Here is an 18,803-nt window from a genome sequence, read left to right as displayed (position 1 = left end):
CGTTGTTAATCAGAGTGCCTTGTTGGCGGAGTTGATTTTAGGCGCCTCGGTTATATTCATATACCCGTGCTTTTGATAAACACTTTTGGCGGTTTTTGTAACAATCCCTCAATCAAGATTTTTTCAGAGACCTGCCAGGCGTCGCAGCACGCGGGCCAGAGCGGTGAAACGGCATAGCAGGGCAATTTGTAGGGTCTTGTTACTACCATCGTCGAATGGTTCTATAGGCCCACCCCGGCTACAACAGGGGCCATACAACAACAACTATGTCACCGAGGTAAGAAAGATGAGTGCGGCTTCCCTGTACCCCGTTCGCCCCGAAGTAGCAGCCAATACGCTGACCGACGAGGCGACCTACAAGGCCATGTACCAGCAGTCGGTGGTCAACCCCGATGGCTTCTGGCGCGAGCAAGCCAAGCGCCTTGACTGGGTCAAGCCTTTCACCGCGGTGAAGCAGACCTCTTTCGACGACCACCATGTCGACATCAAATGGTTCGCCGATGGCACCCTGAACGTTTCCTACAATTGCCTGGACCGTCACCTCGCCGAGCGTGGCGACCAGATCGCAATCATCTGGGAGGGCGACGACCCTGCCGAGAGCCGCAACATCACCTACCGCGAGTTGCATGAAGAAGTCTGCAAGTTCGCCAACGCCTTGCGCGGCCAGGACGTGCACCGCGGCGATGTGGTGACTATCTATATGCCGATGATCCCCGAAGCCGTGGTCGCCATGCTGGCTTGTACCCGTATCGGCGCGGTCCATTCGGTGGTGTTTGGCGGTTTTTCCCCGGAAGCCCTGGCCGGTCGCATCATCGACTGTAAGTCAAAAGTGGTGATTACCGCTGACGAAGGCATCCGTGCCGGTAAGAAGATTCCGCTTAAGGCTAACGTTGACGACGCACTGACCAACCCGGAAACCAGCAGTATCCAGAAGGTGATCGTGTGCAAGCGCACCAATGGTGCGATCAAGTGGAACCAGCATCGCGACATCTGGTACGAAGACCTGATGAAAGTGGCGGGCACCGTCTGCGCGCCAAAAGAGATGGGCGCCGAAGAAGCGCTGTTCATCCTCTATACCTCCGGCTCTACCGGCAAGCCCAAGGGTGTGCAGCACACCACCGGTGGCTACTTGCTCTATGCGGCCCTGACCCACGAGCGCGTATTCGACTATCGCCCAGGCGAAATCTACTGGTGCACCGCCGACGTCGGCTGGGTCACTGGCCACACCTACATCGTCTACGGCCCGCTGGCCAATGGCGCGACCACGCTGCTGTTCGAAGGCGTGCCGAACTACCCGGACATCACCCGCGTGGCGAAGATCGTCGACAAGCACAAGGTCAACATCCTCTACACCGCACCGACCGCGATCCGCGCCATGATGGCCTCCGGCACCGCCGCCTGTGAAGGCGCCGACGGCAGCAGCCTGCGCCTGTTGGGTTCTGTGGGTGAGCCGATCAACCCGGAAGCCTGGGACTGGTACTACAAGAACGTCGGCCAATCCCGTTGCCCGATCGTCGACACCTGGTGGCAGACCGAAACCGGTGCCACGCTGATGAGCCCACTGCCAGGCGCCCATGCGTTGAAGCCGGGTTCGGCGGCACGGCCGTTCTTCGGTGTGGTGCCGGCGCTAGTGGACAACCTGGGCAACATCATCGAAGGCGCCGCCGAAGGCAACCTGGTGATTCTGGATTCCTGGCCAGGCCAGGCGCGTACCCTGTACGGCGACCATGACCGTTTTGTCGACACCTACTTCAAGACCTTCCGCGGCATGTACTTCACCGGTGACGGCGCCCGTCGCGATGAAGATGGTTACTGGTGGATCACGGGCCGTGTGGATGACGTGTTGAACGTGTCCGGCCACCGCATGGGTACTGCCGAGATCGAGAGCGCCATGGTTGCGCACCCCAAAGTCGCCGAGGCGGCGGTGGTGGGTGTGCCCCACGACATCAAGGGGCAGGGCATTTATGTGTATGTCACCTTGAAGAATGGTGAAGAGCCCAACGAAGCACTGCGCCTGGAGCTGAAAAACTGGGTGCGCAAGGAAATCGGGCCGATTGCCTCGCCGGACGTAATCCAATGGGCGCCTGGGTTGCCGAAAACGCGCTCGGGGAAAATCATGCGGCGCATTTTGCGCAAGATCGCCACGGCTGAATACGACGGGTTGGGGGATATCTCCACCCTGGCAGATCCGAGTGTGGTGGCGCATTTGATTGAAACGCACAAGACCATGAACGTCGCGTAAGCGGGGTAGGTGGGACAGAGCCCCATTCGGTGGAAGCCGGATGGGGCTTTTTTTGGGGACTCAGAAGCACCGAGGTTCAATGTGGGAGCTGGCTTGCCTGCGATAGCTATTTATCAGTTAGCCCATCTTTGGCTGATACACCGTTATCGCAGGCAAGCCAGCTCCCACAGTTCAGATCGCATTTCATAAAGGGGTGTGGGTGGCGGTCTGACAGAGTCGCATCACGACCAAGCCAATAAATATCGGTTTTCCCGGTGGGACGTTTCTGAATGTTACCGGCCCGCCCAAATGTGTAACCACCCGCACAAAGCTGGGGCAATGGACCACGCCCACGCCCCGAAAAACCGCGTTCTAGACACCCCAAAAAATAAGATTAAACGCCAGACTTGCCGTGCTAGAAGGGTTTGCGAATAATAGGCCCGCAATTTGCAGCATCATCAGGTTTAATATCTTTTGTCTCTGCATAAAATTCAGAGGCTGTCAATGTGTTGGAACCGCTTTCTCAGTGCTTCTGTAAATTGTTGTCGCATTGAGGAAATATCGGCTTCCGGCCTGTCGTTAGAATGCCGATCACTCGCTCGTCGTCGCAGGTGTCGCCCGCGCAGGACGCAGCACCGCTATTCGGTTACACCTTCGCCGCATCGTGGGCCATGGCTCATACTGCTGTTTTTGCCCTATACCGATGGAGTCCCAAGATGAAGAAACTCGTGCTGTTGGGCGCCCTGGCGCTGTCCGTGCTGTCCATGCAGGCTTTCGCCGAAGGCAAGCCGCTGAAAATTGGTATCGAAGCGGCTTACCCTCCGTTTGCCTCGAAGGCGCCGGATGGCAGCATCGTCGGTTTTGACTACGACATCGGCAACGCGCTGTGCAAGCAGATGGACGTGAAATGCACCTGGGTTGAGCAAGAGTTCGACGGCCTGATCCCGGCGTTGAAAGTGCGCAAGATCGACGCGATCCTGTCATCCATGTCCATCACTGACGACCGCAAGAAATCGGTGGACTTCACCACTCGCTACTACCTGTCCCCTGCGCGTCTGGTGATGAAGGAAGGCACCACCGTCAGCGACAGTCTGGATGAGTTGAAGGGCAAGAAGATCGGTGTGCAGCGCGGTTCGATCCACGACCGTTTCGCCCGTGAAGTCCTGGCGCCAAAAGGTGCGGATATCAAGGGTTACAGTACCCAGAACGAAATCTACCTGGACGTGGCCGCCGGTCGTCTCGACGGTACCGTGGCTGACGCCACCCTGCTGCAAGACGGTTTCCTGAAAACCGACGCCGGCAAAGGCTACGCGTTTGTAGGCCCATCGTTCACCGAAGCCAAATACTTCGGCGACGGTATCGGCATCGCAGTGCGCAAAGGCGACAAGGAAAACCTTGAACGCATCAACGCGGCCATCGCTGCAATCCGTGCCAACGGCGAATACAAGAAAATCCAGGACAAGTACTTCGACTTCGATATTTACGGCGCTGACGCCAAGTAACTCATCGCAGCTGTCTGTCCGAAATGGCGCAAGCAACAGTCATCCTGAAGTTTGCGCCATTTTTTCATCCCCCTTTTCGAGGACCTGAATCATGTTGAAAGGCTACGGGGCCGTTATCCTCGATGGCGCTTGGTTGACGCTTCAGCTCGCCTTGTCGTCCATGGCCTTGGCCATTGTTCTGGGTCTGATCGGGGTCGCGTTACGCCTGTCGCCGGTGCGCTGGTTGGCTTGGCTGGGTGACTTGTACTCCACGGTGATCCGCGGGATCCCCGACCTGGTGCTGATCCTGCTGATTTTCTATGGCGGCCAGGACTTGCTTAACCGCGTCGCGCCGCTATTGGGCTTTGACGACTATATCGACTTGAACCCCTTGGCCGCCGGTATCGGCACCCTGGGTTTCATCTTTGGCGCCTACCTGTCGGAAACTTTCCGTGGCGCCTTCATGGCCATTCCCAAGGGGCAGGCTGAAGCCGGCCTGGCGTATGGCATGAGCAGCTTCCAGGTGTTTTTCCGGGTGATGGTGCCGCAGATGATTCGGCTGGCGATCCCTGGGTTTACCAACAACTGGCTGGTATTGACCAAGGCCACCGCGCTGATTTCGGTGGTAGGTCTGCAAGACATGATGTTCAAGGCCAAGCAGGCGGCAGACGCCACCCGCGAGCCTTTTACCTTCTTCCTCGCAGTGGCGGCGATGTACCTGGTGATCACCAGCGTGTCGTTGCTGGCCTTGCGTTACCTTGAGAAGCGCTACTCGGTAGGCGTAAGGGCGGCTGATCTATGATCTTCGACTACAACGTCATCTGGGAGGCCATGCCGCTGTACCTTGGCGGCTTGCTGACCACCCTGAAACTGCTCGCTATCTCGCTGTTCTTCGGCCTGCTCGCGGCCTTGCCCCTGGGCTTGATGCGCGTGTCCAAGCAGCCGATCGTCAACGGCGTGGCCTGGCTTTACACCTACGTGATCCGCGGCACGCCGATGCTGGTGCAGCTGTTTTTGATCTACTACGGCCTGGCACAGTTCGAAGTGGTGCGCGAAAGCTTCCTGTGGCCGCTGCTGTCCAGCGCAACGTTCTGTGCGTGCCTGGCGTTTGCGATCAATACCAGCGCCTACACCGCCGAAATTATCGCCGGTAGCCTCAAGGCCACGCCTAACGGTGAGATCGAAGCGGCCAAGGCCATGGGCATGTCGCGCTACAAACTGTACCGCCGCATCCTGTTGCCGTCGGCCCTGCGCCGTGCGCTGCCGCAGTACAGCAACGAAGTGATCATGATGCTGCAGACCACCAGCCTGGCGTCCATCGTTACCCTGATCGACATCACCGGTGCCGCGCGTACGGTCAATGCCCAGTATTACCTGCCGTTCGAAGCCTATATCACCGCTGGCGTGTTCTACCTGTGCCTGACCTTCATCCTGGTGCGCCTGTTCAAGTTGGCCGAGCGCCGCTGGCTGAGCTACCTGGCTCCACGGAAGCACTGATATGGAACGTATCGATCATCTGCTGCCCTGGGGGCATTTGGGCTGCGAGCGCCAACTGAGCGTGTTCCGCTTTGGCAGCGGCGAGCGCAAGGCCTATATCCAGGCCAGCCTGCACGCCGATGAGTTGCCGGGTATGCGTGCCGCGTGGGAACTGAAAAAACGCCTCACAAAGCTGGAGCAGCAGGGCGCCCTCAACGGCGTGATCGAGCTGGTGCCGGTGGCTAACCCGATGGGCCTTGGCCAGCTGTTGCAAGGCAGCCACCAGGGGCGTTTCGAAGTGGGCAGCGGCAAGAACTTCAATCGCGACTTCGTTGAGCTGAGCGAGCCGGTCGGTGCATTGTTGCAAGGCAAACTGGGTGATGACCCGCACGCCAATGTGCGCATGATTCGCCAGGCCATGAGCGATACGCTGGCCGCCTTGCCCGAGCCGAGCAGCCAGTTGCAAGGCATGCAGCGTATCCTGCTGAGCCATGCGTGCACCGCTGATGTGGTGCTGGACTTGCATTGCGACGCCGAAGCCGCACTGCACATGTACGCGCTGCCCCAACACTGGCCGCAGTGGCGGTCGCTGTCGGCACATCTGAATGTGAAGGTCGGCCTGCTGGCGGAAGATTCCGGCGGCAGTTCGTTTGACGAGGCGTGCTCGTTGCCGTGGCTGCGTTTGTCGCGCATGTTCCCGCAGGCGCAGATTCCGCTGGCCTGCCTGGCAACGACGTTGGAGTTGGGCGGCCAGGCCGACACCGGCCGTGATGAAGCCATCTTCCACGCCGAAGGCATCCTTGCGTTCCTCGCCGAACAAGGCTTGATCAAGGGCGAGTGGCCCGCGCCGCAACACGAACCTTGCGAAGGTGTGCCTTTCGAGGGCACCGAACTGCTGTTCGCGCCCCATGCCGGGGTGATCAGTTACCTGCGTAAAGCGGGCGACTGGATAGAAACCGGCGACGAGATTTTTGAAGTGATTGACCCCCTGACTGACCGCGTAAGCACTATTTGCGCGGGCACCTCGGGGGTGTTGTTTGCCGTTGAACGGCTACGTTATGCCCAAGCGGGTTTCTGGCTGGCCAAGGTGGCGGGGCGCGAAGCGCTGCGTCACGGGCGCTTGCTCAACGACTGACCACCTGTTTTTGTGAGAACCGACCGCATGTACAAGCTTGAAGTCCAAGACCTGCATAAACGCTATGGCAGTCATGAAGTGCTCAAGGGTGTGTCCCTGGCCGCCGCCGCCGGTGATGTGATCAGCATCATCGGTTCCAGCGGTTCGGGCAAAAGTACCTTTTTGCGCTGCATCAACCTGCTGGAGCAGCCCCACGCCGGCAAGATTCTGCTCAATAACGAAGAGCTGAAACTGGTGGCCAACAAGGACGGCGCCATGAAGGCTGCCGACCCCAAGCAACTGCAACGTATGCGTTCACGCCTGTCCATGGTGTTCCAGCATTTCAACCTGTGGTCGCACATGACCGCGATTGAAAACGTGATGGAAGCCCCGGTGCACGTGTTGGGCATATCGAAGAAAGAGGCCCGTGAAAAGGCCGAGCATTACCTGGCCAAAGTCGGCGTGGGCCATCGTAAGGATGCGTTCCCGGGCCACATGTCCGGTGGCGAGCAGCAGCGCGTAGCGATTGCTCGTGCGCTGGCGATGGAACCTGAGGTGATGCTGTTCGACGAACCTACTTCGGCGCTGGATCCGGAGTTGGTGGGCGAAGTGCTCAAGGTCATGCAGGACCTGGCCCAGGAAGGCCGCACCATGGTGGTGGTGACCCACGAAATGGGCTTTGCCCGGGAAGTGTCGAACCAGTTGGTGTTTTTGCACAAAGGCATTGTTGAAGAGCGTGGCAATCCGAGGGAAGTGCTGGTGAACCCGCAGTCCGAGCGCCTTCAGCAATTCCTGTCCGGCAGCTTGAAATAGTCAAGGTTGCCACCCATCCCCTGTAGGAGCGAGCTTGCTCGCGAAGATCGTCAACGATAACGCGGGAAGCCTGATACCCCGTGGCGTTCTCAGGTTTTTCGCGAGCAAGCTCGCTCCTACAGGAGGGCAGGGCTTCATTGTTTTTGAGATTTGTGTTGGTTTACGGGCTAGCATTGGCCCACAGCTTCTTTCACCGTTTTCGCTCCGGATAGCACTCCATGACCGCCCACAAAATTGGTTTCCTGATTTGGCCCAGCACAAAAGCACTCACGCTTGCGCTGGCTGAGGAGGCCTTGCGCGTTGCTCAGCGGGTGCATCCGGATGTGGTCTACGAATTGTCGTTTCTGCAGGCCGAGCCGCAAACCGAGGGGGCCTGGCAACTGCCGGGCGAGCCGTGGGCCGGCAAGCTGGAAGGTTTTCAGAAACTGTTCCTGCTGGCGGATGAGCCGCCTGCCGCCATCGCCTCGCAGCTCAGCACAGCGCTCAAGCAGCTGGTTCGGGCTGGTTGCGTGATCGGCGGGTTATCGGCGGGCGTGTACCCATTGGCCCAGCTTGGTTTGCTGGATGGTTATCGTGCTGCCGTGCATTGGCGCTGGCAGGACGATTTCGCCGAGCGTTTCCCCAAGGTCATCGCCACCAGCCACCTGTTTGACTGGGACCGTGATCGCCTGACCGCTTGCGGCGGCATGTCGGTACTTGACCTGCTGTTGGCGGTACTGGCCCGTGACCATGGCGCCGAGTTGGCCGGTGCCGTGTCTGAAGAATTGGTGGTGGAGCGCATCCGTGAGGGCGGCGAGCGCCAGCGCATTCCGTTGCAAAACCGCCTGGGCTCCAGCCATCCGAAGCTGACCCAGGCGGTGTTGTTGATGGAAGCCAATATTGAAGAGCCGCTGACCACCGATGAAATTGCCCAGCACGTGTGCGTGTCACGACGACAGCTGGAGCGCATCTTCAAGCAGTACCTTAACCGCGTTCCCAGCCAGTATTACCTGGAACTGCGCCTGAACAAGGCGCGCCAGATGTTGATGCAAACCAGCAAGTCGATCATCCAGATCGGCCTGTCGTGCGGCTTCTCCTCGGGGCCGCATTTCTCCAGCGCCTACCGTAACTTCTTCGGCGCTACTCCCCGTGAAGACCGCAACCAACGGCGCAGCAGCAGCCCGTTCGAGTTGTCGTCGGTGCCCTCCGAGCGCGGTTGAGCGGCGGGCTATTCATCGCCCTCTGTGTCGGGTCCACCGCTGACGGAGTCCTGGTTGGGATTGATCGGCGGGGGTTGTAAAGCTTCCGGTACATCGAAACTTACCGCCGTGCGGTTGTAATAACTGCGCAGCATGGCGATCGCCGCGGGCGAGAAGGGGTTGCCGCTGAGGTCGAAGCCCTGGGCTCTGTCTGCATCCATTTCAAGGAGGTCGCTGGGTAGCTCGCTAATCTGGTTGTTGCGCAAGCTCACTTGATCAAGCGATGGCAGGTTGAATATTCCGTTCGGCACTTGCGTGAGGCCGGCTTCTTCGATCATCAAACCTGTCAGTCCCGACATTTTGCTGATGTCGGGCGCGACGCCCAGCGGGTTATGACTCAGGTCCAGGTACTCAAGGTTCTGCAGGTCGCTCAGGGCGTCGGCGCTGGTGGTGGTCAAGCGAATATGGCTGTTTGCAAGGCTCAGTGACTTGAGTTTGGGTAGATTGAACACGGCGCCAGGAATGTCGTTCAAGGCATAGCGGTAGATCAGCAGGCTTTCCAGGTTGGGAAAGTGCTCGAGAAATCCCTGGGGAATCGACGTAGTTTCCTCTGCTCTCAATTCCAGCTTCGAAATGTGCTCGAAATCGATATTCAATGACGGTAGATCGCCTAGCGGCGCCAGCGTCACTTCCATTTCATGGGAGGCGGCGGGCGGCTCTTGGTCGGAGTCCAGAGCGGTTTCCCGTCGCCAGGCTGCTTCCAGCACTGTTTTGAGTTCGTCTCGCACCAACTGCTGCTGAGCCTGGGCTTGCTCGTCCAGTGGTGCCCTCGTACGCGGATGCTGCGCCGGCACACTCACTATCCATTCCTGCAAATCGGCTTGAAGACGCTCGTAGTCCGCTTTCAAGCGCACCAAGTGTGCCATTGAGTCGTCCAGGCCGCCGGGCAGCCTGAAGATGAAGTTATTCGCCTGGTCGACGCTGTACTTGGGGTAAAGCGCTTGCACCATAAGCCGCTGCGCGGGGTTGGCATCAGCACCAAAATGTTCGCCGGTTATCTGGCAATAGGCTTTGATCCTCTGCAGCGTGGCGCGTGAGAACCCGTTGCCTGACAGGTTAAAGGCTTTGGCGGCATTGCCTGGCAGCTGGAAGATCAAATCAGGCAGCCGACTCAAATAGTTGTTGCTCAGATCGGCGCTGACTAGTTGGGGGCGATTGAGCAAGTTCTCGGGAAACAGGGAGATATGGGTTCCGCTCAGGTTCAGCGTCTGTAGTTCGGGCATGTGCCCAAGGTTGGGAGACCGTGACAGCTGATTGTTGTTGGACAGGTCCAGGCTTTTGAGTCCTGTGAAGGGATCTAGGTCTGCGCGGTTTTGCAGGGTCAGGTTGCAGTTGCGCAGCGTCAGTCTGTCAAGGTGAGAAAGTGCGATGACCTCGGGAGGAATTGTGTTGAGGGCAACGTCGCTCAGATGCAACGTACGTAGGTTGGGGAAGTGGGTGAGGAAACCTGGCGCTCCCCGGGTAGTGGAGTAACCCTTTAGCGTCAAACTGGAAATGTGATCGAAGTTTGCATTGAGTACAGGCAGTTCGCCGTGTATGGGGTAGCCAAGGTTCAGTGTGCGTCCGATTGCGTGGTCAGTATCGATCGGCGTTTCATGGCGCCAGCCGCGGAGCAGTTCTTGTGTCCATATCCAGCGGTGCAGTTCCGCTTCGGCGACGGTGGAAGGGGGTAGCGGGGCATCGGTGTTGAGAGAGGCCTGCAAGAGGCTCGAGCGCCAGGCCATCAGATCGGTTTTCAGTCGTAAAAGCTCGTTTTTCAGGTAGCGGAGCGTCTGTAAGGGAGTGCTGGGATAGCTGTTCAAAATGTCCAGTGTCTGAGTCAGCTCTTGCGGGCTCAGGCCAGGGTACAGCTCGTGTAACAACGCCAATTCGGGGGTGTTGCCGGCCTCTGGCGGTGTGGCGGGGTAGCCTTCCATGCCGCCGGGCAGGCGCATCAGCCTCGGGTCGTAGGCAGGTTTGCGCACTGGATCCTGGGCCAACAACGCGCCGAGCGCTTCACGTGTCAGGGGGCGCTGGCTCAAGGTTTGCCGCAACAACGGACCCTGGCCGATATGAATGCCCAGCGCATCGCGCTGAGTGTCAGGCAGGGCCTGCAGGACGGCAGTGTAAAAATCCGTTTCGGCAAGCACCATGCCTTTTTCGTCTTCGGGGATGTACTCGCCGTCGATGGTACGCACCAGGGTGCGTTTGATCGGTGCTTCAGGAGCGCCGATCGCATCGTGCAGCTTGCCGGTTTGCTTGAAATCGCGCACTTCCAGGCGCACAGACGGCGACCAACCCGGCAGGTTTTCCAGCGAGTGCAGGGCGAGGCGGTGGGTGTCGCTGTTTTCCAGAGCGGTCATGTACAACCCTTCATGCGCCCGGCTGATTCGAACGTGATGAGCGGCCCAGCGTGCTCGCTCAAGTACCGGTGCGGGTACCTTGCCTTGGTCGATGTCCAGCAACTGCTGGCCGGTGGAGCAGCGTAATACATCTTCGGCGGCGCTCGTTGGCAGGCCGGGCGCGGCGTCGATGATGGTTTGCAGGCGTGCGTCAGCGGTTATCTCCAGCCCGCGATAACGCGAGTCGAACAGCGAGGCGCGGCTTTTCTGAGCTGCGCGTGCCAGTTGTTTGCGCAGTTTGGCGGTGCGTGCAGGCAGGGTGGGCGTGGGGCCGAACGGCTCTTCAAGCAAGGTTTTGCGTTCCGACTCGTTCAAGGTTTCCAGCACGATCGTCAGCAAATCGCCCTTGTTCATCTGGGCTTCGTGTATCTGTGCCACGGCGGCGTTTTTATGGCCTTTGTGCTCCCAGACGGTTTCACCTTTGGCGTTGAGAAACCGCAGGGTCTTGGATTCGGGCCATAGGCCCGTCTGGCTCAGCAGCCACAGTTGCGTTTGGGTATCAGCCTTCTGATACATCGCAGGGTCATCGCTGTTCATCTGGTCGATGAAAGTTTGCAGCTGCTCATCGATCCGGATGCGCTTGAGTGTGTCGGCCAACAGCGGCGGCGGCGGTTGGTGGTCCACGTACAGTTTGCGCAGGACGTCATCATTGGTCTCGCTGATGCGACTGGCTCTTTCAAGACCGGCTTCGCTGATACCTTCGGCAGATGGGCCGAGCCGGCGCAGCAAGGTGGTGCGATTCCAGGTCAACGGGCGATCCACGGGCGTCAACCAGGCGCCCTTGCCATTGCTCAGTACGCGTGGGCGGTAGGCGTGGGGGCGCGTAGGGTGTTCAAGGCTAGCGTTGCCCGAGGGTTGTTTGATGGAGAAATATTGCCCGTCCAGCGCCAGGATCTGCTTTTGTTGATGGGCATGTAATCCCTGCGGGCCGGGGCGCGACCCTGGAGCCAATTGAATGTCGTGGGCGTAGGGCGCCAGGTCGGGGTTCCACAGACGGGTTTTACGGTCGGTGGTCACCGCAGTGAGTCTGTCAAAGAAGTCCCATAGCGCCTTCGGTAGCGTCTGTCGCAACAGGTTTTCGGCGATCGGTGCGCCGACCGCGAACATCCCCAGTTGGACCATTTGCTCAAGGATTGACATCAGGTGCCCGAATGCCTGGCGCTTGAGCCCTTCGGCCCAGTCGAGCACGCCTTCGAACACATCGTCGAGCAGTTGATAGGCGGTATAGCCGAGCATCAGTAAGCCCAGCGGCGGAACAAAGGGTGTTGCGATGAAGGCGGCGATTTCGAGAATGGCTTCACCGATTTTCTGCACAACCTCCCAGTGCCGCCAGCGAGCATTTCTGTCAGCGTCGGCGGTGGGAATGGCCGTTACGCGAGCATCGTTGAGCAACTTATCAAGCTTGTTCTCATACAGGTGCTCGTACAGGTCGTTGGTGATTTTCGTCGCATAGAATTGCAGGTTGGTTTTGGCCACGGGTTCGTCACGCCAGACAGGGCGGGGGTCGCCCGAAACATGCTCGTGCCAGACGACCTGTGATAAGCGGCTGTTGAGATCGGCAAAGAAGTAGCCACGCTGTTCATGCCTGACGAAACGGCTGAAAAACGCCTGATAGTCGGCGCTGCGCAGTTTGTTCGCCAGGTCCTGCATGAAAGCCTGACCGTTGGCGTAATACTTGAGCGGCGATTGCGGGTCGCCCGGAATGTAGGCCACCATCGGGACGGCGCTGCGATTGGACTCCAGGTCGGCGGCGAACAGCACGATGCCGGTCAAGGGGGCGTTCATCAGGCTAAGGTCATGGCACAGCAACGGCCTGCCGTTCAGGTCGCCGATCAGGTTTTTGAGAAAGCTGCGAAGTGCATTGAACGCTTGGGGCGATACATCTTTTTTCAGCTGCGCCATATGCAAGCTGGCTTGGGCGTCGGCTTTCAGGCTGTTGATGACCTTTTGGCGCAGTTGAGCCTTGATCGCCGCGTCATTGAAGCCCAAAAGGTTCTTGAGGTAGCGCTGGTATTGCTTGCCGACATCCAGCGCGCGGCATAATCCAATGAATTGCGCGATGCTGATTTTCTCGCGTAATTGGGGCAGCGTGTTGAATTGCCCGGTGGCGGAGGGCTGAGTAATGAATGTCGACTCTGGGGCATATGCCGTCGGCTTGCTTTCGCCCGCATCAAAGTTGTGCAATGCCGCCTCCACCAGTGAAACGGTCCAGGTTTTGGCGCCAGTTTCTATGGGAAGCAGCGGTGTGGTCTGTGGGATATACAAGCGCAGGTAAATAGCGCTGACGTCGCAGTCGGCGTCAAACTGCTGCTTGAGTGCCTGTTGCAGCAAGGGTGCGGCAAATGCTTGCGGGGATTGGAGCGTGGACAGGGCGCTGTCGACTTGGTTTTGCGCCTTCCAACTGTTCTCCAGTGCCTTCTTGGCGGGAGCTTGCTGGGTGCGGTTGGCATCGCCATACCAATCGGCGAATTCAATTGGGCTGTTTTTCAGGGCCTGACGCCGGGCACTTGAGGCGTTCCCTAGCCATTTCGGTAGGCGGGGGTTGACCTCGGCGGGCACTACGGCTGCGACTTGTGCGAGGTGTTGGGAGAGCGAGGTCTGAGTTGGGGTGGGCATGGGCTGGATCTTCATTGAGTTGAGGCAGCGACATCACACCAACTTTGATGCAGGGCGGGAGCATATATAGTGATGCCCGCAAAGAAACCTGCAGATCTTGCGCTTGCCTCCCTTGCTTATGAGGCCGTGCTGCCCGGAACTCAGGTAGGCGCGGTTAGATCGTCAGGGCGCGCCAACCCTTTCGCTGCATGATCCTGACGTAAACCTGCCGCAGCGTTTAAACTGCGCCATTGCGACGCTATTTGTCGCATTGGCGTAAACCCGCGAAAAACACGGGTTGGCGCTATAAGAAGTTGTCGCTTGGCGACAAGGCCCCACTGAAAACTGTCCTTACAATCCCTGCATCGCCCGCCAGTTCCAGGCAGGCGTTCCTCTTCAGGAGACTCCGATGTCCGTTGAGCAAGCCCCGGTGCAACGTGCCGATTTCGACCAGGTGATGGTGCCCAACTACGCACCTGCTGCCTTTATTCCTGTGCGTGGCCAAGGTTCGCGCGTGTGGGACCAGGCCGGTCGCGAGCTGATCGACTTTGCCGGCGGCATCGCGGTTAACGTTCTGGGCCACGCCCATCCGGCACTGGTCGGTGCTTTGACCGAACAGGCCAACAAACTCTGGCACGTCTCCAACGTGTTCACCAATGAGCCGGCGCTGCGCCTGGCCCACAAGCTGATCGACGCCACCTTTGCCGAGCGCGTGTTCTTCTGCAACTCCGGCGCCGAAGCCAACGAGGCCGCCTTCAAGCTGGCCCGTCGCGTGGCGTTCGACCGTTTTGGCAGTGAGAAGTACGAGATCATCGCCGCGCTGAACAGCTTCCATGGCCGTACCCTGTTCACCGTCAACGTCGGTGGCCAATCGAAGTACTCCGATGGTTTCGGGCCTAAAATCACCGGCATCACCCACGTTCCTTATAACGACCTGGCTGCGCTGAAAGCGGCAGTGACCGATAAGACCTGCGCCGTGGTTCTGGAACCGATCCAGGGTGAAGGCGGCGTACTGCCAGCCGAACTGGCTTACCTGCAAGGCGCCCGCGAACTGTGCGACGCGAACGACGCGCTGCTGGTGTTCGACGAAGTGCAAACCGGCATGGGCCGCAGCGGCCATCTGTTTGCCTACCAGCATTACGGTGTGACCCCGGACATCCTCACCAGCGCCAAGAGCCTGGGCGGCGGCTTCCCGATTGCGGCGATGCTGACCCGTGAAGACCTGGCCAAGCACTTGGTGGTCGGCACCCACGGCACCACCTACGGCGGCAACCCGCTGGCGTGCGCGGTAGCGGAAGCGGTGATCGACGTGATCAACACCCCAGAAGTGCTGGCGGGTGTGAATGCCAAGCACGACCTGTTCAAGGCGCGCCTGGAGCAGATCGGCAAGCAGTACGGCATCTTCACCCAAGTGCGTGGCATGGGCTTGTTGATCGGTTGCGTACTCAGCGATGCCTTCAAAGGCAAGGCCAAGGACGTGTTCAACGCGGCCGAAAAAGAGAACTTGATGATCCTGCAAGCCGGCCCCGACGTGGTGCGTTTTGCACCGAGCCTGGTGGTGGAAGAGGCGGACATCAATGAAGGCCTGGATCGTTTTGAGCGTGCTGTGAAGACGTTGACGCAAGCCTGATAGCGACACATTTTATTGGCCGGACCTGAACACATGTGGGAGCTGGCTTGCCTGCGATAGCATCACCTCGGTGACATTGATATACCGAGTTGCCTGTATCGCAGGCAAGCCAGCTCCCACATGGATCTGCTGACACATTGAGACCGATGTGTATCCAGGGCCTGTGTCCGGCATTTTTTCCTCTGTGAGTTTTCGAGTTAAGGAGTGACACCATGCTGGTGATGCGCCCCGCGCAAATGGCTGATCTGGGCGAGGTACAGCGTCTGGCTGCGGACAGCCCGATTGGTGTCACCTCCTTGCCGGATGATGTGGAACGCCTGAGCGACAAGATCGCGGCCAGCGAAGCTTCTTTTGCGGCCGAGGTGAGTTTCAACGGTGAAGAGAGCTATTTCTTCGTGCTGGAAGACACCGAGACCGGCAAGCTCGCCGGCTGCTCGGCCATCGTGGCCTCGGCCGGTTACTCCGAGCCGTTCTATAGCTTTCGTAACGAGACCTTCGTACACGCCTCCCGCGAGCTGAAGATCCACAACAAGATCCACGTGCTTTCCCAGTGCCACGACCTTACCGGCAACAGCCTGCTCACCAGTTTCTACGTGAAGCCTGCGCTGGTCGGTTCGCCGTGGTCGGAACTCAATTCCCGTGGCCGACTGCTGTTTGTCGCCAGCCATCCCGAGCGCTTTGCCGACTCGGTGGTGACCGAGATTGTCGGCTACAGCGACGAGAACGGTGACTCGCCGTTCTGGGATGCCATTGGCCGCAATTTCTTCGACCTCAACTACGCCGCCGCCGAGCGCCTGTGCGGGCTGAAAAGCCGTACCTTCCTCGCCGAGCTGATGCCGCACTATCCGATCTACGTGCCGCTGCTGCCGGACGAAGCGCAAGAAGCCATGGGCCAGGTGCACCCGCGTGCGCAAATCACCTTCGACATCCTCATGCGTGAAGGTTTCGAAACTGACCATTACATCGACATCTTCGACGGTGGCCCGACGCTGCACGCCCGGGTCTCGGGCATTCGCTCGATTGCCCAGAGCCGCGTGGTGCCAGTGAAAATCGGTGAGATGGTCAAGGGGGTTGGCCGCCAGTACCTGGTGAGCAACGCGCAGTTGCAGGATTACCGTGCGGTGATGCTGGAGCTGGACTACGCGCCCGGCAAACCAGTGACCCTGGACCTGGCGGCAGCCGAAGCGCTGGGCGTTGGCGAAGGCGCCAGTGTGCGCCTGGTTGCGGTTTAAAAAGAGAGTTTCGCGGGTGGCTGACAACAGCGGCCCGTTCGAGGAGATAGCATGATCGTTCGTCCCGTACGCAGCAGCGATTTACCGGCCCTGATAGACCTGGCGCGCAGCACTGGCACCGGCCTCACCACCTTGCCGGCCAACGAAGAGCGCCTGACCCACCGGGTGGGCTGGGCGGAAAAAACCTTTCGCGGCGAAGCCGGGCGCGGCGATGCCGACTACCTGTTCGTGCTGGAAAACGACGAAGGCCGCGTGGTGGGAATCTCCGCCATCGCTGGCGCCGTTGGCCTGCGCGAGCCGTGGTACAACTTCCGGGTTGGGCTGACTGTCAGCGCTTCCCAGGAACTGAATATCTACCGTGAGATACCGACGCTGTTCCTGGCCAACGACCTCACCGGTAATTCCGAATTGTGCTCGTTGTTTTTGCATGCCGATTACCGCAACGGCCTCAACGGTCGCATGCTGGCCAAGGCGCGCATGTTGTTTATCGCCGAGTTCCCGCAACTGTTCGGCAACAAGATCATTGCCGAGATGCGCGGTGTGTCCAACGACGCCGGGCGTTCGCCGTTCTGGGAAAGCCTGGGCCGGCACTTCTTCAAGATGGAGTTCAGCCAGGCCGACTACCTCACGGGCGTAGGCAACAAGGCGTTTATCGCCGAGCTGATGCCCAAGTTCCCGCTGTACAGCTGCTTTCTCTCCGAAGACGCGCGCAATGTAATCGGCAAGGTCCACCCGGACACCGAGCCGGCGCTGAGCATGCTCAAGAGCGAAGGCTTCAGCTACCAGGGCTATGTGGATATTTTCGACGCCGGCCCGGCGGTGGAATGTGAAACCAGCAAGATCCGTGCGGTGCGCGACAGCCAGTCACTGGTGTTGGCCATCGGCACGCCGGGGGACGATGCCACGCCGTTCCTGATCCATAACCGCAAGCGCGAGGAATGCCGTATCACCGCCGCTCCGGCCCGTCTGGCGGCAGGTACGCTGGTGGTCGATCCACAGACCGCCAAGCGCCTGCAACTGGTGGTGGGTGATCAAGTGCGTGCTGTTGCGTTGTCTGCTGCTCGGGAGTCCAAATAATGAATTCGCTGTATATCGCAGGTAGCTGGCTGGCTGGCCAGGGTGAGCTGTTTGAATCGCGCAACCCGGTGACTCAGCAAGTGCTGTGGGCTGGCAATGGTGCCAGTGCCGAACAGGTCGAATCCGCCGTGCAGGCTGCGCGCCAGGCATTCCCGGCATGGGCCAAGCGCCCGCTCGAAGAACGCATCAGCGTGCTGGAAACCTTCGCCGCCACGCTTAAAAGCCGTGCCGATGAAATCGCCCGCTGCATTGGCGAAGAAACCGGCAAGCCACTGTGGGAGTCGGCCACTGAAGTCACCAGCATGGCCAACAAGATTGCGATCTCGGTGCAAAGCTACCGCGAGCGTACCGGCGAGAAGAGCGGCCCCCTGGGCGACGCCACCGCTGTGTTGCGCCATAAACCCCACGGTGTGGTGGCGGTGTTCGGCCCTTACAACTTCCCTGGGCACTTGCCCAATGGGCACATCGTCCCGGCGTTGCTGGCGGGCAATACCGTGCTGTTCAAGCCGAGCGAGCTGACCCCCAAGGTCGCTGAGCTGACCGTACAGTGCTGGATCGAAGCCGGTTTGCCGGCGGGCGTGCTGAACCTGCTGCAAGGCGCGCGGGAAACCGGCATCGCCCTGGCGGCCAACCCAGGCATCGACGGCCTGTTCTTTACCGGCTCCAGCCGCACCGGCAATCACTTGCACCAGCAATTCTCAGGGCGGCCCGACAAGATCCTGGCCCTGGAAATGGGCGGTAATAACCCGCTGGTCGTGGACGAAGTCGCCGACGTGGATGCGGCGGTGTACACCATCATCCAGTCGGCGTTTATCTCGGCGGGCCAGCGTTGCACCTGCGCGCGCCGCTTGCTGGTGCCGCAAGGTGCCTGGGGCGATGCCTTGCTGGCGCGCCTGGTGGCGGTGAGTGCGAGCATTGAAGTGGGCGCTTTCGATCAGCAACCGGCGCCGTTCATGGGGTCGGTGATCTCCCTGGCTGCGGCCAGAGCCTTGATGCAAGCCCAGGAACTGATGTTGGCCAATGGCGCCGTGGCACTGCTGGAAATGACCCAGCCTCAGGCTCAGGCCGCATTGTTGACCCCTGGAATCATCGACGTAACCGGGGTGACGGAACGTGAAGACGAAGAGCTGTTCGGCCCGCTGCTGCAGGTGATCCGCTATGCGGATTTTGCCGGTGCCATCGCTGAGGCCAACAACACCCAGTACGGCCTGGCCGCTGGCCTGTTGTCGGACTCCGAAGCGCGTTACCAGCAGTTCTGGCTGGAAAGCCGCGCCGGTATCGTCAACTGGAACAAGCAGTTGACCGGCGCTGCCAGTACCGCGCCGTTCGGTGGTGTCGGGGCGTCGGGCAATCATCGCGCCAGTGCCTATTACGCGGCGGATTATTGCGCGTACCCGGTGGCGTCGTTGGAAACGCCAAGCCTGATAGTCCCGGCAACGCTCACGCCAGGTATAACGCTGATCTAAATGTGGGAGCGGGGGGGGGGGGGGGGGGGGGGGGGGGGGGGGGGGGGGGGGGGGGGGGGGGGGGGGGGGGGGGGGGGGG

General features: G+C 59.8%; 12 protein-coding genes. 11 read left to right on the top strand and 1 reads right to left on the bottom strand.

Translation table 11 applies throughout. The features are described 5' to 3' along the window. Positions 1 to 286: 286 nt before the first annotated feature. The 7 genes from acs to argR all read left to right on the top strand — a co-directional run bounded on the left by acs (position 287) and on the right by argR (position 8,304). On the top strand, positions 287 to 2,242 hold the full coding sequence (acs, locus tag ACTJLA_RS24410) for an acetate--CoA ligase (RefSeq protein WP_314544866.1): 1,956 nt from the start codon (positions 287 to 289) through the stop codon (positions 2,240 to 2,242). Positions 2,243 to 2,937: 695 nt separating this feature from the next. Beyond that, complete coding sequence (locus ACTJLA_RS24405) at positions 2,938 to 3,723, top strand: ABC transporter substrate-binding protein (protein WP_043050341.1); 786 nt, start codon at positions 2,938 to 2,940, stop codon at positions 3,721 to 3,723. Between the two features lie 91 nt (positions 3,724 to 3,814). Continuing rightward, positions 3,815 to 4,504: an ABC transporter permease gene (locus ACTJLA_RS24400; protein WP_003193627.1), complete on the top strand. Its 690-nt coding sequence runs from the start codon at positions 3,815 to 3,817 to the stop codon at positions 4,502 to 4,504. Beyond that, positions 4,501 to 5,199, top strand: a complete 699-nt coding sequence (locus ACTJLA_RS24395) for an ABC transporter permease (protein WP_003193625.1) — start codon at positions 4,501 to 4,503, stop codon at positions 5,197 to 5,199. Before ACTJLA_RS24400 ends, ACTJLA_RS24395 begins: the two co-directional genes overlap by 4 nt. A gap of 1 nt (position 5,200) precedes the next feature. Next, positions 5,201 to 6,313, top strand: coding sequence for a succinylglutamate desuccinylase/aspartoacylase family protein (locus ACTJLA_RS24390; RefSeq protein WP_236454985.1), 1,113 nt, complete (start codon positions 5,201 to 5,203; stop codon positions 6,311 to 6,313). Between the two features lie 27 nt (positions 6,314 to 6,340). Beyond that, positions 6,341 to 7,105: an ABC transporter ATP-binding protein gene (locus ACTJLA_RS24385; RefSeq protein ID WP_014719598.1), complete on the top strand. Its 765-nt coding sequence runs from the start codon at positions 6,341 to 6,343 to the stop codon at positions 7,103 to 7,105. Between the two features lie 218 nt (positions 7,106 to 7,323). Next, complete coding sequence (gene argR, locus ACTJLA_RS24380) at positions 7,324 to 8,304, top strand: transcriptional regulator ArgR (protein WP_034128470.1); 981 nt, start codon at positions 7,324 to 7,326, stop codon at positions 8,302 to 8,304. Between the two features lie 8 nt (positions 8,305 to 8,312). On the opposite strand, the gene ACTJLA_RS24375 is transcribed toward argR, so the two are convergent. Next, positions 8,313 to 13,340 carry a leucine-rich repeat domain-containing protein gene (locus ACTJLA_RS24375; RefSeq protein ID WP_314544858.1) on the bottom strand — a complete coding sequence of 1,676 codons (5,028 nt, stop codon included), beginning with the start codon at positions 13,338 to 13,340 and terminating at the stop codon, positions 8,313 to 8,315. Between the two features lie 388 nt (positions 13,341 to 13,728). On the opposite strand from ACTJLA_RS24375, the gene ACTJLA_RS24370 reads away from it, so the two are divergent. The 4 genes from ACTJLA_RS24370 (at position 13,729) to astD (ending at position 18,724) form a co-directional block, all read left to right on the top strand. Continuing rightward, positions 13,729 to 14,949, top strand: coding sequence for an aspartate aminotransferase family protein (locus ACTJLA_RS24370; RefSeq protein ID WP_096143499.1), 1,221 nt, complete (start codon positions 13,729 to 13,731; stop codon positions 14,947 to 14,949). 212 nt (positions 14,950 to 15,161) lie between these two features. Continuing rightward, on the top strand, positions 15,162 to 16,181 hold the full coding sequence (gene aruF / locus ACTJLA_RS24365) for an arginine/ornithine succinyltransferase subunit alpha (protein ID WP_015885475.1): 1,020 nt from the start codon (positions 15,162 to 15,164) through the stop codon (positions 16,179 to 16,181). A 51-nt stretch (positions 16,182 to 16,232) separates the two neighbouring features. Next, a complete protein-coding gene (gene astA, locus ACTJLA_RS24360) occupies positions 16,233 to 17,258 on the top strand; it encodes an arginine N-succinyltransferase (protein ID WP_003193612.1) in 1,026 nt (341 codons plus the stop codon). After that, a complete protein-coding gene (gene astD / locus ACTJLA_RS24355) occupies positions 17,255 to 18,724 on the top strand; it encodes a succinylglutamate-semialdehyde dehydrogenase (RefSeq protein ID WP_164919372.1) in 1,470 nt (489 codons plus the stop codon). Before astA ends, astD begins: the two co-directional genes overlap by 4 nt. Positions 18,725 to 18,803 lie beyond the last annotated feature (79 nt).

The sequence above is a fragment of the Pseudomonas sp. 22072 genome (assembly GCF_052046095.1).
Taxonomy (GTDB): Bacteria; Pseudomonadota; Gammaproteobacteria; order Pseudomonadales; family Pseudomonadaceae; genus Aquipseudomonas; species Aquipseudomonas paracarnis.
The sequence above is the reverse complement of the archived record's forward strand: the minus strand, read 5'-3'. Positions and strand labels throughout refer to the sequence as shown.